Genomic DNA, 14241 nt, shown 5'->3' with positions numbered 1-14241 from the left:
GTCACTTCTCCGGGTACGGGAAGTTGCCGGCGGACATTGCCGCGCGGGCATCGCGGGTGGAGGGCTGGTCGGCGATGAAGTCATCCGGGTACCAGGCGAAGTGGTGCACGCCCTGCGCCTGCAGCTGGCGGATCTGCGCGCGCAGTCGCTCGGCGGGAATCGGTTGCCCGCTGCGCCAATCGACGGTCTGCAGTTCGAACAGGGTGTGCTGCAGCTGTGGGTCATGTGCACGCACCGCGGCCAGCAGCTGGTCGAGCCAGCGCTCCGGATGCTTGCTGCCTTCCATCCACGGCATCGCCATCAGTGCGGTCTGGTCGTAGGCCTTGTTGAACAGGTCCAGGCGCTGCGCGAACCAGGCTTCACTCTGCGGGCGGAGTACCGGCTCGGCATACAGGTTGCGCACCGTGGCCAGCTTCGGCCGCCAGCGCTGCGCACTGTCGCGCAGGGCCAAGGTGAAGTCGATCAGGGCCTGGGTACGTGCGCTGCCATCTTCACCGGCCGCCAGGGCGGGCAGCTCGGTATCGCGCAGGTACCCATCGTCATGGAACAGCAGGCCCTCGAAGTAGGAGTTGACCGCCAGATCCTCGTAGAGGTCGAGCATGACCTGGCGCGCCTGGGGATTGGTGAAGTCCAGCCGGTACATGCCATCGGCATCGCCGTTGCGGATCGCCAGCGCCTTGCGCTGCACCGGGTCGGGCAGCTCGAAGCCGAGTACCGGCAGCCATGCGTAGACCTTCACCCCCGCACGCGATTTCAGCTGCCAGGCGACGCGACTGAACAGGTCCGCGCGCATCGGCAGGTGGCGGTTGGGGAAGTACAGTGCATCGGCGGTGTTGTTGCCGTCCGGATCGGCGAACGCCTGCAGGTAGACGTGCGTCGGTGCGATGCGCTTGACCCGCTCGATCAGTGCATCCAGATTGCGCGCCTGCTGTGCGGGCTCGGGGTCGTAGACATCATCCAGGTCGATCTGCAGGGCACGGATGCCATCGAGTGCGACGTCGCGGCGCAGCTCGTAGGCCAGTCCTTCCACGGTCGGGTTGTCGCTGACCAGGAAGCGCGCCAGGCCATGCAGGTCGCTGGCCACCGGCGTGCTGCGGCCCTCCAGATCGAAGGACACCGGCATGCCCAGCTGCTCGGCGATGTCGTTGCTCAACTGGTTGTAGGCCGCGTATGGCCAGACGATGGCGCGCGGGCGCACGCCCAGATGCTGCTCGATGCGCTGCACGCTGCGCGAGAGATCGGCGCGCAAGCGTTGCGCGTACTGCGCCTCGCTCTCATAGCTGCGCGTGGCGGGGTTGTAAACGCGGGTCACGACAGCCGGGGTGGAGTTCCCCTGTGGGTTGGCGAGCACCCCGTGGTGCAGGTCGTCGGTATGGCTGGCCACTTCGATCAGGCCGCTGTCGTGCATCTGCTTCAGCTGTGCCCAGGTGATGAAGTCGTCGCGGCCGAACGGCCGGTAGCCATAGTCGATGGTGCGGCCAGGTGCCATGTCCACATAGTCGGTGATCACCGCCACCAGCGCCGGATAGCGGTAAGCCTGCAGCAACGGGAAGGCCTTGTCGTAGACGCTGCGCAGGCCGTCATCGAAGGTCAGCAGTACCGGTTTCGGTGGCAGCGTGGCGCGTCCCCGGGAGGCGTCGATCACCTGCGACAGCGACACCGGGTGGTAACCGTGTGCCCCCAGCCAGTCCAGATGGGCGGCGAAGTTCTGCGTGCTCACCGCATAGGTATCGGCATCCCCCTTGGCTGCGACCTGGTCGCGGATGTCGTGGTAGCTGAGGATCAGCAGGCCGTTGTCGATCGCATCGAGATGCAGGGCCTGCTGCGCGAAGGCCGGCGGCGCAGCCGACAGCAGCAGGAGCACGATCAGGCGCAGGATGCGGGTCATGTCAGTCTCCCCAGCGCAGTGCGGCTTCGAAGCCGATATGACGCTCGCGGTGGCCGTCGTAGACCGGCCGCGACCAGCGCACGCCATACTCGAACACGCGGCCCTGGCCGATCTGCCACTCGTGCATGTAGGACACCGACGGCACCAGTGCACTGCCGAAGCCGTCCTGCCAGTAATCGCCCAGCGAGACGGTCAGCCGGTGGCGGAAGTGGCGTTCGTAGTGGCGCCACAACTGCTGGTCGATGCGCAGGCCGATCTCGACCATGCGATCACGCTTCGGGTTGAAGTAGGAAGCATCATCGCGGCTGCCGCGACTGGTGTAGGCACTGCCCAGGCCATCGATCAGCCACCGTGGACGTGTCAGCAGCCGCTGCTCGACGCTGGTGCTGAACAGTTCGCGATGATTGCCGTCGTCGTAGCGGAAGCGGCTGGCGCCGAACATCCAGTGGGTGCGTTCGCTGCGCCGGTAGTCCACCTGCGCACTCACGCTGTCGGCAGTGATGCCGGCCACGCGCGCCTGCATTGATGCATCTGGATCATTGCGTGCGGCGGTCAGTCCGGCATGCCAGTGGTCGTTGAACTGCCAGCCCGCGCCGACGCGCAGGCCGGTATCACCGATGTGGTCGTTGGCACGCAGCACCGCCGCCTCCGCATCCAGCCGGCCGAAGCGGTAACGCACGCCGGCGCCCAGCCACAGCGGATCGATGCGCTGGTCCTGGAAGTCGATCGAACGCCGGTCTGCGAGCGCAAACAACCGCCAGCGGTCATCGAGGATCGGTGTCTCCACTTCAAGACCGTAATGGCGGTCGTTGTTGCCCAGTGGCGAAGTGCCGCCACCGCCGGAGCTGCGGCCGATGTCGGTCCATGCCTTCAGCTGCCAGCCGCGATGTGCACGCCAGGCCTGGTCCATGCGTTCGACGGCGGGCTGGGTGGGGTAGCGCGCGACCAGATCGTCGTGCAGCGGTCGCGCCAGGTCATCGCGCTGCAGGGCGACGTAGGCTTCCTGCATGCCCAGCCGTGGCTCGATGTCGCGCGGGTCCAGCGCATGCGCCATCTGTTGCCGTTGCAGCGCCCTGCGTGGCCAGCCGCGCATCATGTACACGCTGCCCAGCGCGCTCTGCAGGCCGCCGTTGCCCGGTGCGATGTCGACCATCGATTCCAGATCGCGCTGCGCGGTGGGCAGGTCACCGCTGTAGGCGCGCACCATCGCCAGGTTGAGGTCGGCTTCGTAGCGCGACCAGTTTGGATACGGCGACTTGCCGTTGCTCCAGCGCCAGGCAGGTTCCTTGTCGCGCCACGCCTGCAGCAGGTCGACGGCCTTTTCCTGCTGCTCGCTTTCCAGGTAGGCGTAAGCCAGTTCCGAATGCGAGGCGTCGCGCGTCGGATCGCCTGCGACGGCCGCCTGCAGCACCGGAATGGCTTCTTCCGGATGCAGCGTGCCCATCAGCGAATCGCCGACCGCAGGCAGAACATAGTCGGGCAGGGCATGGCCTTCAGCCTGCAGTGCGCGGGCTTCCTCTCGCACCTGCGCATGGCGGCCCAGCCGGTTGAGCAGGATCAGCCGGTCCATGCGGATGCGCAATGGCGCCTGCACAGGTGGGGGGCCTTCGCTGCCCAGATAGCGCTGCATGCGCGCCAGGGTCGATTCGGCTTCTTCCAGCCGGCTGTCTTCGCTGCTGCTGTAGGCCAGGCTCCAGACCACCAGCTTGGCCAGGTAGTCGCCTTCGATGCGTTGCTTCTGAGCAGCGTCGAACAGTTGCGGGCGCTGCTGGTACAGCTCCCAGGCGCGCCAGGCATTGCCGATGTCGCCCAGGGTCAGGACGCGCAGCTTGAACAGCAGGTCGTCGTTGGGCTGCTGCTGGCTGGCGCGCTCGATCGCGCCGAGCGCATCCAGCCAACGGGCCTGGTCGCGGTAGCGGCCGATCTCGGCCAGGGCCGCCTCGCGGTCAGGCGGGGCAGCGCTGCTGGCCCAGGCCAGGGCGGTACAGGCAAGGCCGACGCAGAGCGCCAGCCGGCGGTGGACAACCATTGGGGGCCCCCTTGGCTTCCGAACCAGACAACCTGAAAAATGTGACGCACATCACATGCCAGATTCTGGGATGGCCGTGGCCTGCGTCACTCCCCTCGCGAACTCCCATCCAGCAGGGATGGGCGAAACCAGGACAGCGACCTGCAATGTCTTGTCTGAAACGAGAGTCCCCCGCACACCGAGTGGTGGCCTGGGCGGCGCTGCCGCCCCCATGCCCGATGCCGGCACGCGGCAAGGATGGGCATTCGTGGGCACTATCCGCCCGGAATTGTCAGCCCGGCGTCAAAATGCGCAGACGGGCTGACGAGCGGTAGGTGGGGCCGGTTGCGAGGCCCCACGTGGCTTACCAGAGGTCTTCCAGCTTGCGCGGCTTGCAGGCCACCCAGGAGGCGCACAGCATCAGGGTGGCGCAGCCGAACAGGAAGCTGAATGGGATCGTCCAGCCGTCGCTGACGGTGTGCAGCCAGCCGACCAGGAACGGCCCCAGGCAGCTGAAGCTGTAGCCCACGCCCTGCATGAACCCGGACAGCGCGGCCGAGCCGGTGGGGGTGCGGGTGCGCAGGTTGATCAGGGTCAGCGCCAGCGGGAAGGTGGACGGACCGACGCCGAGCAGGCAGGCCCACAGCAGCGGCGCCTTCATCGGGGCCACAAGCAGGCCGGTAAAGGCGATCACGAACGAGAAGAAACCGATCAGCACCAGCGGGAACGGGTTCTGCAGGCGCACCGCCATCGACGGAATGACCAGCGACGGCAGCAGGCCCAGTGCCGAGAACACGGCGACCATCACGCCGCCGAACGCGGGCGTGCCACCGGCCTCGACCACGATGCGCGGCAGCCAGGTGAACATCGAATAGGTCATCAGCGAGGTCATGCCGAACATGAGCGTCATGCTCCAGCCCAGCGACGTGCGCCAGACCTTGCCGTGCGGCTGTGCGGTGGGATCGGTGGCGTCGGCCTGCGGCTTCGGTGCGCGCCTGGCCAGCAGCAGCCACGGCAGGGCGGCGGCCAGCGCCAGCAGCGCCCACATGCCCAGCGACACGCGCCAGCCCGCAGCATTCGCCACCGGCACTGCCAGCAGCGCCGGCAGCATCGTGCCCAGCTGCAGCACGCTGATGTACAGCGTGCTCATGGTGCCAACCTTGTTGGCGAAATAGCGCTTCACCAGCGGCGGCACCACCACGTTGCCGATGCCCATGCCGGCCAGTGCAACCACCGAACCGAGCAGCAGCGTGCCGACGTTGCCGGCGCTGGAACGCAGCAGCAGGCCGGCCATCGCCATCACCATCGCCAGCAGCGTGGTGCGTTCCAGGCCCAGGCGCCGCGCCAATGCCGGCGTGGCCACGCCGAACAGCGCGAACGAGGCGGTCGGCAGCATGCCCAGCACGCCGGTCATGGTGGTGCCGAAGCCGAACTGCTGGCCGAGCACGTCCAGCAGCGGGGTGATCGAGGTGACCGCAGTGCGCAGGTTGACCGCTGCCAGCAGGATCGCGGCAAACGCGAGGACACGACCGTGCAGCAGCGACGGCGAATCGGAAGGGGAGGAACTCATCGGTGGTCCTTGCAGGTGTCGCACGCCGCAGCAACGGCATGCAGCGCCGGCATCGGTCTACGCCGAAGCGGCAGGTGGGGGGGGGGCTGCAGGAGGGCCGGCAGCGCGGCCATTGTACGTGCGCTGCGCGGCAAGGTCCCGTCACGCGGGCGGCCTGGCGCTTGATACAAAAAAACCCGGAGGACAGTGATGTCTTCCAGGCTTCTTGGTGACCACCGAAGTGGTCGGGGAGACAGGATTCGAACCTGCGACCTCTACGTCCCGAACGTAGCGCTCTACCAGACTGAGCTACACCCCGAAGGGAGCCGCCTATTCTAGCGATTCACCCCGATGGCGGCAAGGGGTGAATGCTGTTTTCTTCACACTGCCGAAGCAGTGCCACTTCAGGGAACAAAAAAGCCTGGACGACTTCACCAGGCTTCAATGCGACCACTTGAGTGGTCGGGGAGACAGGATTCGAACCTGCGACCTCTACGTCCCGAACGTAGCGCTCTACCAGACTGAGCTACACCCCGAAGGAGCCGCCTAAGATACCGTGTGAAGGCCCTGTCGGCAACCCTTTTTTACAGTTTCAATGCACGTCGTTGTCGGTGCGGGCGCTTTCGCGCGCTTCGAACCACATCCCGTTGAGGATGGCCACGACCGAGGCCAGTCCGGCACCGAGAATCCAGGCGAAATACCACATGGTCAATCTCCTATGTTCAAGGGATGTGCCGGCCGTGGGCCGGCACACCGGCAATCAGTAAGCGTTGGGGTTGTCGCCCATTTCCTCGACCGTCGTCTTGCCCTTCAGTACGCGGTACACCCAGGTGGTGTAAGCGATGATGATCGGCAGGAAGATGGCCGTAGCCAGCAGCATGACCCACAGCGTCAGATGGCTGGACGAGCTGTCCCAGACAGTCAGGCTGGAGGTGGGCTGGCTGGAGGACGGCAGCAGGAACGGGAAGATCGCAAAGCCGACGGTCAGGATGATGCCGGCGATCGAGGCGCCCGAGGCGATGAAGGCCAGGCCACCACGACGTGCGCGCAGCAGTACCGCGCTGGCCAGTGCGCCCAGCAGGCCCAGCACCGGGAACACCAGCGTCGCCGGCATGGAGCTGTAGTTGCGCAGCCAGCCACCGGCGGCCGTGCCCAGTTCGGCGGTCTTCAGCAGCGGATTGGTCGGGCCATCGGTGACCACCTGCGAGGTGATCTGGTAACCCGGCAGGCCGAAGGCCACCCAGGCACCGGCGACAGCGAACAGCACGAAGCTGATGATGGCGGCGACGCTGCCGTAACGTGCGGCACGTTCGGCCACCGGGCCGTCGGTCTTGATCACCAGCATGGCCGCACCATGCGAAACCAGCATGGCCACGCTGATCAGGCCGGCGATGAGCGCGAACGGGGTGAGCAGGCCGAAGAACGAACCGGTGTAGGTCACGCGCAGGGTGTCATCGAAGTGGAACGGCACACCCAGCAGCACGTTGCCCACGGCGACGCCGGCAATCAGGCCCGGCAGCAGGCCGCCGATGAACAGCACGCGGTCCCAGTTGTCGCGCCAGCGCTTGGACGGCAGCTTGCTGCGGTACTTGAAGCCGACCGGGCGCAGGATCAGCCCGAACAGCATCGCAAACACCGCCAGGTAGAAGCCGGAGAAGCTGACCGCATACAGCGGCGGCCATGCGGCGAAGATCGCGCCACCACCCAGCACCAGCCAGACCTGGTTGCCTTCCCACACCGGGCCGACGGTGTTGATCACCAGCCGGCGTTCTTCATCGGTCTTGGCCACGAACGGCAGCAGTGTGCCGACACCAAGATCGAAACCATCCATCACGGCCCAGCCGATCAGCAGGATGCCGAGCAGCAGCCACCAGATCACGCGGAGCGTGGTGTAATCAAGTGCAATGAATTCCATCTGGATTCTCCTGCCTCAGGCCTGGCCGGGGGCGACTGCATTGGGGGAAGCGGGGCGGATATCGGCCTGCAGCGAGGGCAGGATGTCGTCCGGACCCTTGCGGACCGCCTTCAGCATCAGCTTGATCTCGATGATCAGCAGCACCGTATACAAGCTGGTGAACACCGCCAGCGTGGTCAGGATTTCATGCAGTGCCAGGCCCGATGCCGCGTAGAAGGTGGGCAGCACACCATCCACCGCCCACGGCTGGCGGCCGTACTCGGCGACGAACCAACCGCACTCGATCGCGATCCACGGTGCCGGCAGCGACCACACGGCCAGCTTCAGGAACCAGCGCTTGTCCTGGAAGTTGTTGCGGCACGAGAAGTAGAACGCCAGTGCGAAGAAGGCGATCAGGTAGAAGCCCAGGCCCGCCATGATGCGGAAGGTCCAGAACAGCGGGGCCACGCGCGGGACGGTATCCATCGCGGCCTTGGAGATTTCCTCCGGCGTCGCGTTGAGGATGTCTTCGCGGTAGCGCTTCAGCAGCAGGCCGTGGCCGAGATCCTGCCAGTGGCGATCGAACATCTCGCGTGCTTCGAGGTCGTTCCGGTTCTTCTTCACGCGTTCCAGTGCGCCATAGGCGATCTGGCCGCCGCGGATGCGGTGCTCGGCACGCTCCACCAGTTCCAGGATGCCCGGGATCGGCTGGTCCAGCGAACGGGTGGCGATCAGGCCCATCAGGTACGGAATCTTCACCGCGTAGTCGTTCTGGTGGGTGTCCTGGTTGGGAATGCCGAAGGCGGTGAAGTCGGCCGGTGCACGCTCGGTTTCCCACATTGCTTCGATCGCGGCCAGCTTCATCTTCTGGTGTTCGCTGGCGGCGTAACCACTCTCGTCACCCAGCACCACCACCGACAGCGAGGACAGCAGGCCGAAGGCTGCGGCCACCGCGAACGAACGGCGGGCCATGTCCCGATGCTTGTTGCGCAGCAGGTACAGGGCGCTGATCGACATCACGAAGATCGCACCGGTCACGTAGCCGGCACTGACGGTGTGCACGAACTTGGCCTGGGCCACCGGGTTCAGCAGAACCGCAGCGAAGTCGACCACTTCCATGCGCATCGTTTCCGGGTTGAACACCGCACCGGTCGGGTTCTGCATCCAGCCGTTGGCGATCAGGATCCACACCGCCGACAGGTTGGTGCCCAGCGCCATCAGCCAGGTCACAGTGAGGTGCTTGACCGGGCTCAGGCGCTTCCAGCCGAAGAAGAACAGGCCGATGAAGGTCGCTTCCAGGAAGAACGCCATCAGGCCTTCGATGGCCAGCGGCGCACCGAAGATGTCGCCCACGTAGTGGCTGTAGTACGACCAGTTCATGCCGAACTGGAACTCCATCACCAGGCCGGTGGCCACGCCGATGGCGAAGTTGATGCCGAACAGGGTGCCCCAGAACAGGGTCATCTGCCGCCAGACCTGCTTGCGGGTCATCACGTACACGCTCTCCATGATGGCCACCATGAAGGACAGGCCAAGCGTGAGCGGGACGAATAGGAAGTGGTACATCGCGGTCAGAGCGAATTGCAGCCGCGACAGTTCTACGACTGTCTGATCAATCATGGCCTGGCTACCTCGTTGGATAGTGCCGTTGCAGGTGGCGGGAAGGGTGGTCTACGGGGTGAATGATGTGACCGACTACTTCAAACAGCCTTGATCCAGATCAATGTATGAATGGGTATTCAGGAGGATCGTATGCCAACCCGATGAAGACTGCGACCGCCGGCCGCAGGGGGAGGCTGTTGCCTGCGCCTACAATGCCGTGTCTCCCCTGTTACCCGTGAAGACCCCTTGAGCGCTGCCGAAACGACCCCTGACGGCCTTTCCCCGGAAGCCGAAACGACCCGCCAGCGGCGTGCCCGCACCGCCTGGCTGGCCGATCTTGCGCGCTCCGCTCGAGGTCGCCAGCGGCTGGCGGCGCTGTGCATCAGCCTGTCCGGCGCGCTGCTGATCGGCCAGGCCGCTGCCATCGCCTGGCTGGTGCAGCAGGTGCTGGTGGAACGCGCACCGCTGGCGTCGGGCCTGCCGGTGCTCGCTGGGCTGGCGGTGATCCTGGTGCTGCGCACGCTGCTGGGCAGCGCCACCCAGGCGGCTGCCGGTGATGTGGCCGATGCCGCGCGGTTGGCGCTGCGCGAGCGTGTGTTCGCGCGCCTGCTTGGACATGGGCCGCTGTGGCTGCGCCAGCGCCGCACCGGCGAGCTGGGCGAACTGATGCTGCATCACGGTGATGCGATCGAGAGCTATTACAGCGGCTTCCTGCCGGTGCGCACCGAAGTGGTGGTGGTGCCGCTGCTGATCCTGGCCGCAGTGGCCTGGGTGGATTGGGTGGTGGCGCTGATCCTGCTGTTCACCGCACCGCTGGTGCCGTTCTTCATGATGCTGGTGGGCTGGGGCGCTGAAGCCGCCGGCCGTGCGCAGCTGGGCGAGCTGGCGCGGATGAGCGGCCACTTCGCCGACCGCATCAAGGGTCTGGGCCTGCTGCGCCTGTATGGCCGCGGCGAGGCCGAACTGGACGGCATCGCGGCCGCCGCCGAAGGCGTGCGCGTGCGTACGATGAAGGTGCTGCGCATCGCCTTCCTGTCGTCCACGGTGCTGGAATTCTTCGCCTCGGTGAGCGTGGCGATGGTTGCGCTGTACCTGGGCCTGAGTTATCTGGGCCTGATGACGCTGCATGCAGCAGTGCCGACGCTGGGCGCTGGGCTGTTCTGCCTGCTGCTGGCGCCGGAGTTCTACGCGCCGCTACGGCGTCTGGCCGCGCACTACCACGATCGTGCCAACGCACTGGCTGCCGCCGCCGAGGTGGAGCGCCTGCTGCAGTCGCTGCCCGATGAGCAGGGCCTGATCGAGAACGAGATCGCGCCGCTGGCGGTGGAGCCGTCCGAGGCCGCATTGCCGCCGCTGCAGGCGCAGGGGCTGGTGCTGCGCCCGTTGGGCGCGCCGCACGACGTGCTGCAGGATCTGGATGTGCTGCTGGAACCGGGCCAGCGCCTGGCCCTGGTCGGCCCCAGCGGATCCGGCAAGAGCACGCTGCTGGAAGCACTGGCCGGATGGTTGCCGCCGCGTGCCGGCAAGCTGCAGCTGCGTCCCGGCGTGCAGGTGGCCTATGCCAGCCAGCGGCCGTACCTCTTCCACGGCAGCATCGCCGACAACCTGCGCCTGGCCGATCCCGGTGCCAGCGATGCGCGGTTGCGCGCAGTGGCCGAGGCCTCGCAGGTGCTGCAGTTCGCACAGCGCCTGCCGCAGGGGCTGGATACCGTGATCGGCGAGCGCGGCTTCGGCCTGTCCGGTGGTGAAGCACGCCGCATCGGTCTGGCCCGCCTGCTGCTGCGCGACCCGCAGGTGCTGCTGCTGGACGAACCGACTGCGTTCCTCGATGCCGATACCGAAGCCGCGCTGTTGCGCAGCCTGGCCGCCTATGCACGTGGACGCAGCGTGGTGGTCGCCACCCACAGCCCTGCGGTGATCGCGTGGGCTGACCGTTGCCTGCTGTTGCCGGAAGGCCGCCTGGTCGAGCCGGCACAGGCGGTGCGCGCATGAGCCGTTCGCCTGATTCGCTGCGCGCGGTGTTCCTGCGCCATCGCCCGCGCCTGCTGCTGACCGTGCTGCTGCTGTGGATCACGATGCTGGCCGGCACCGCCCTGCTGGGCCTGTCCGGTGGCTTCCTGACCGCCGCTGCGCTGGCCGGTGCGGCCGGGCTGGCGCAGGGCTTCAACTTCTTTTCGCCGTCGGCCGGCATCCGCGGCCTGACCATGGCGCGCATCGTGTCGCGTTACTTCGAAAAGCTGGTCGGCCACGATGCCACGCTGCGCATCGCCCGCGACCTGCGCGTGTGGTTCTTCCGCCGCGCGCTGCCACTGGCACCGGCGCGGCTGGGGGCCACGCGTACCGGCGAACTGCTGGCACGCCTGCTGGGTGACATCAATGAGGTGGATGGCCTGCTGGTGCGTGCGATCGGGCCGCTGGTGGCGCTGGGCGCGCTGACGCTGGTGGCGATCGCCTCGGCCGCTGTGATCCTGCCGTCTGCGGCGGTACTGCTGGCGGTGCTGGCGCTGCTGATCGCCTTCGGTGTGCCGTGGCTGGGCGTGCGCGGTCGCGACGATGAGGAGGCCGATCGTGCCGCGCATCGTGCTGCCCTGCGTACCGCAGCCTTCGAAGGACTGGAGGGCGCGGGTGATCTGGCCGCGTTGCATGCCGGTGCAGCGTGGCAGTTGAAGGTGCGCGTGGCCGCCAAGCAGCTGGCTTCGCGGGATCGTCGTCGGCGCTGGCGCCTGATCGCGGCCTCGACCCTGCATGGCCTGGTCGCCGGACTGGGCCTGGTGGCGATGCTGGCGTTGGCCCTGCATGCGGCCGAACAGCAGCGCATCGCGCCGGAAATGGCGGCGGGTCTGGTGTTCCTCACCGTGGCACTGATCGAACTGTGGGCCGGCATGGGCCTGGCCTGGCAGTCGCTGCAGTCCGGGCGCATCGCCGCCGATCGCCTGCAGGCCATCGTCGAGCAACCGCCGACGGTGGAGGACCCGCAGGCGCCGCAGGCGGTGCCGCAGGCCGCGCGCGTGCATTGGGATGACGTGCACTTCCAGTGGCCCGGTGCGGCGCGGCCGGTGTTGTCCGGCCTGCAGCTGACCCTGGCGCCGGGCGAGCGGATCGCGATTCGCGGCGACAGCGGCAGTGGCAAGACCACCCTGTCGAGCCTGCTGCTGCGGCTATGGGATCCGCAACAGGGACGGTTGACCTACGGGGGCCGCGACCTGCGTGATTTCGCCCAGGCCGACTGGCACCGGCAACTGGCGTGGCTGCCGCAGAACGCGCCGGTGTTTGCCGGCAGCGTGGCCGAGAACCTGCGATTGGGTGATCCCGATGCCAGTGACGCAGCGTTGTGGGCGGTGCTGCGTCGCGTGCGCCTGGGTGAGTGGGCCGAGCGCAACGGTGGCCTGCAGACCTGGGTGGGCGAGAACGGCGCGACGATGTCGGCCGGCCAGGCACGACGCCTGGCGCTGGCGCGCGCGCTGCTGCGCAATGCGCCGATCCTGCTGCTGGACGAACCGACCGAAGGCCTGGACGTGGATACCGCACGTGCGTTGCTGCAGGACCTCTCCGGGTTGCTGGACGGGCGCAGCCTGCTGATGATCACCCACGACGACCTGCCCGACGGCGTGGTGGATGCGCAGTACCGGTTGCGTGATGGGGGAGTGGTGCGCGAAGCGTGAATGGTAGTGCCGGCCGCTGGCCGGCAACCTCATGGCGCTTGATATGGATACGCAATTGCCGGCCAGCGGCCGGCACTACCCATTCGAACGGTTACCGCGAGAACTCGCGCAGCATCACCGCGATCGAGGCCACGTTGGCCAGCACGCACAGCCAGAACACCCACTGGAATCCGGCTTTGCGATGCTTGTGGCGGAACAGCGCCTGGCCCAGCAGCGCGCCCGGCCAACCGCCGGCAAAGGCCAGCAACTGCAGTGTGCGCTCGGGAATCCGCCACTGCTTTCGCTGCGCCGCGCGCTTGTCGTGGCCGTACAGGCCGAACGACACTGCGCTGGCGAGCAGGCACCAACCGCCCAGCCACAGCGGCAGCACGCCGCTGACCGTCAGTGCGATCAACGCACCGAATGCGGCCAGCGCGAGGTTACGCCGCCATGCCACTTACAGCGCGTCGAGGAAGCCGCGCACGGCCGGGCCGAAACGCTCGAAATCGACGAGGAAGGCGTCATGGCCCTGCGGCGACTCCAGGCCGATGAAGCGCGCATCGGCACCGCCGGCGCGCAGGCCGTCGGCGACCTGTTGCTGCTGCTGCACCGGGAACAGGATGTCGGTGTTGGCGCCGATCGCCAGCGCCTTCTCCACCCGGATCTTCGCCAGCCCGGCCAGCACGTCGCCGTCGGCATACTCAGCCAGGTCGAACCAGTCCATCGAACGGCTCAGGTACAGATAGCAGTTCGGATCGAAGAAGCGCACGAAGCGCCGTGCATGGCCTTCCAGATAGCTTTCCACCTGGAATTCGAGGCCGAACGGATCGTCGTCGGCCTGGTCCGAATCCAGCCGCACGCGGCCGAAGCGGCCATCCCATTCCAGTGCCGAACGGTAGGTGATCACGCCCAGCTTGCGCGCCATGCGCATGCCGGACTCGGGATACTCGGCATCGTCGTAGTGGCCGCCATTCCAGCGTGGATCAAGGCGGATCGCCTCGCGCTGCAGCGAACGGATCGCGATCGAGAACGGCAGTGCCTGCGCACTGCCGGAAATGTTGACGTGGCTGCGCGCAATGCCCGGGTGCAGCATCAGTACCGCGAGTGCGGTCATGCCGCCCATTGAATTGCCGACCACGCAGGCCAGCTGTTCGATGCCCAGGGCACGCACGACTTCGATCGCGGCGCGTGCGCCGTCTTCGATCGACAGCTCGGGGAAGTCGAGGCGATACGGTTGGCCCGTGGCCGGGTTGAGCGAGGCGGGACCGGTCGAGCCCTTGCAGCTGCCCAGCGAATTCACGCATACCACGTACCAGCGGTGGGTATCGATCGGCTTGCCGGGGCCGACCATGCCTTCCCACCAGCCCACTGCGGGGTTGGCGTCATTGGCCGCGGCGTGTGCATCCGGCGACAGGCCGGTCACGATCAGGATCGCGTTGCTGGCGTCGGCGGCCAGCGTTCCCCAGGTTTCGTAGGCCACGCGTGCGCCATGCAGGGCGCCACCGCGCTTGAACGGGAACGGCGAGGGCAGGGCGTGGAAGCGGGTGCCGGGCGGGATGAATTCGGTCATGCAGTCATTCTAGCGGGGCCGCATGTGGAGCTGGCGACACGCTGGTTTCCATCGGCGATGCACCCGGTAGCTGTCTCTTATACACATCT

10 protein-coding genes and 2 tRNA genes are annotated in these 14241 nt (G+C 67.0%); 2 read left to right on the top strand and 10 right to left on the bottom strand.

Features of this window, described 5'->3' with window-relative positions; translation table 11 throughout:
• Nucleotide 1: 1 nt before the first annotated feature.
• The 8 genes from pgaB to AC5O77_RS15970 all read right to left on the bottom strand — a co-directional run bounded on the left by pgaB (nt 2) and on the right by AC5O77_RS15970 (nt 8959).
• Nucleotides 2-1888, bottom strand: a complete 1887-nt coding sequence (pgaB, locus tag AC5O77_RS16005) for a poly-beta-1,6-N-acetyl-D-glucosamine N-deacetylase PgaB (RefSeq protein WP_494506961.1) — start codon at nt 1886-1888, stop codon at nt 2-4.
• A 1-nt stretch (nt 1889) separates the two neighbouring features.
• Nucleotides 1890-3917, bottom strand: coding sequence for a poly-beta-1,6 N-acetyl-D-glucosamine export porin PgaA (gene pgaA / locus AC5O77_RS16000; RefSeq protein ID WP_494506960.1), 2028 nt, complete (start codon nt 3915-3917; stop codon nt 1890-1892).
• Between the two features lie 343 nt (nt 3918-4260).
• The gene (locus AC5O77_RS15995; protein WP_032129410.1) at nt 4261-5466 is read right to left on the bottom strand and encodes a CynX/NimT family MFS transporter; all 1206 of its coding nucleotides are present in this window, start codon (nt 5464-5466) and stop codon (nt 4261-4263) included.
• Nucleotides 5467-5687: 221 nt separating this feature from the next.
• Nucleotides 5688-5764: transfer RNA gene (locus tag AC5O77_RS15990), tRNA-Pro, on the bottom strand.
• Between the two features lie 140 nt (nt 5765-5904).
• Nucleotides 5905-5981, bottom strand: a tRNA-Pro gene (locus AC5O77_RS15985).
• Nucleotides 5982-6037: 56 nt separating this feature from the next.
• Entirely contained in the window at nt 6038-6151 is a 114-nt protein-coding gene (gene cydX / locus AC5O77_RS15980) for a cytochrome bd-I oxidase subunit CydX (protein WP_032129411.1), read from the bottom strand.
• A 54-nt stretch (nt 6152-6205) separates the two neighbouring features.
• A complete protein-coding gene (cydB, locus tag AC5O77_RS15975; RefSeq protein WP_049401140.1) occupies nt 6206-7360 on the bottom strand; it encodes a cytochrome d ubiquinol oxidase subunit II in 1155 nt (384 codons plus the stop codon).
• A 15-nt stretch (nt 7361-7375) separates the two neighbouring features.
• Complete coding sequence (locus tag AC5O77_RS15970; RefSeq protein ID WP_032129413.1) at nt 7376-8959, bottom strand: cytochrome ubiquinol oxidase subunit I; 1584 nt, start codon at nt 8957-8959, stop codon at nt 7376-7378.
• Nucleotides 8960-9187: 228 nt separating this feature from the next.
• On the opposite strand from AC5O77_RS15970, the gene cydD reads away from it, so the two are divergent.
• Both cydD and cydC read left to right on the top strand, forming a co-directional pair.
• The gene (cydD, locus tag AC5O77_RS15965; RefSeq protein ID WP_478056954.1) at nt 9188-10933 is read left to right on the top strand and encodes a thiol reductant ABC exporter subunit CydD; all 1746 of its coding nucleotides are present in this window, start codon (nt 9188-9190) and stop codon (nt 10931-10933) included.
• Complete coding sequence (gene cydC / locus AC5O77_RS15960) at nt 10930-12603, top strand: thiol reductant ABC exporter subunit CydC (RefSeq protein WP_478056953.1); 1674 nt, start codon at nt 10930-10932, stop codon at nt 12601-12603. Before cydD ends, cydC begins: the two co-directional genes overlap by 4 nt.
• Nucleotides 12604-12694: 91 nt before the next feature.
• Here the strand turns inward: cydC and AC5O77_RS15955 are convergent, their stop codons facing one another.
• Both AC5O77_RS15955 and metX read right to left on the bottom strand, forming a co-directional pair.
• Nucleotides 12695-13039 (bottom strand): DUF1294 domain-containing protein, encoded by a 345-nt coding sequence (locus AC5O77_RS15955; protein ID WP_049401133.1) that lies wholly within the window; start codon nt 13037-13039, stop codon nt 12695-12697.
• Nucleotides 13040-14152, bottom strand: a complete 1113-nt coding sequence (metX, locus tag AC5O77_RS15950) for a homoserine O-acetyltransferase MetX (RefSeq protein ID WP_478056952.1) — start codon at nt 14150-14152, stop codon at nt 13040-13042.
• Nucleotides 14153-14241 lie beyond the last annotated feature (89 nt).

The sequence above is a fragment of the Stenotrophomonas sp. INTA L402-1 genome (assembly GCF_059295135.1).
The sequence above is the reverse complement of the archived record's forward strand: the minus strand, read 5'-3'. Positions and strand labels throughout refer to the sequence as shown.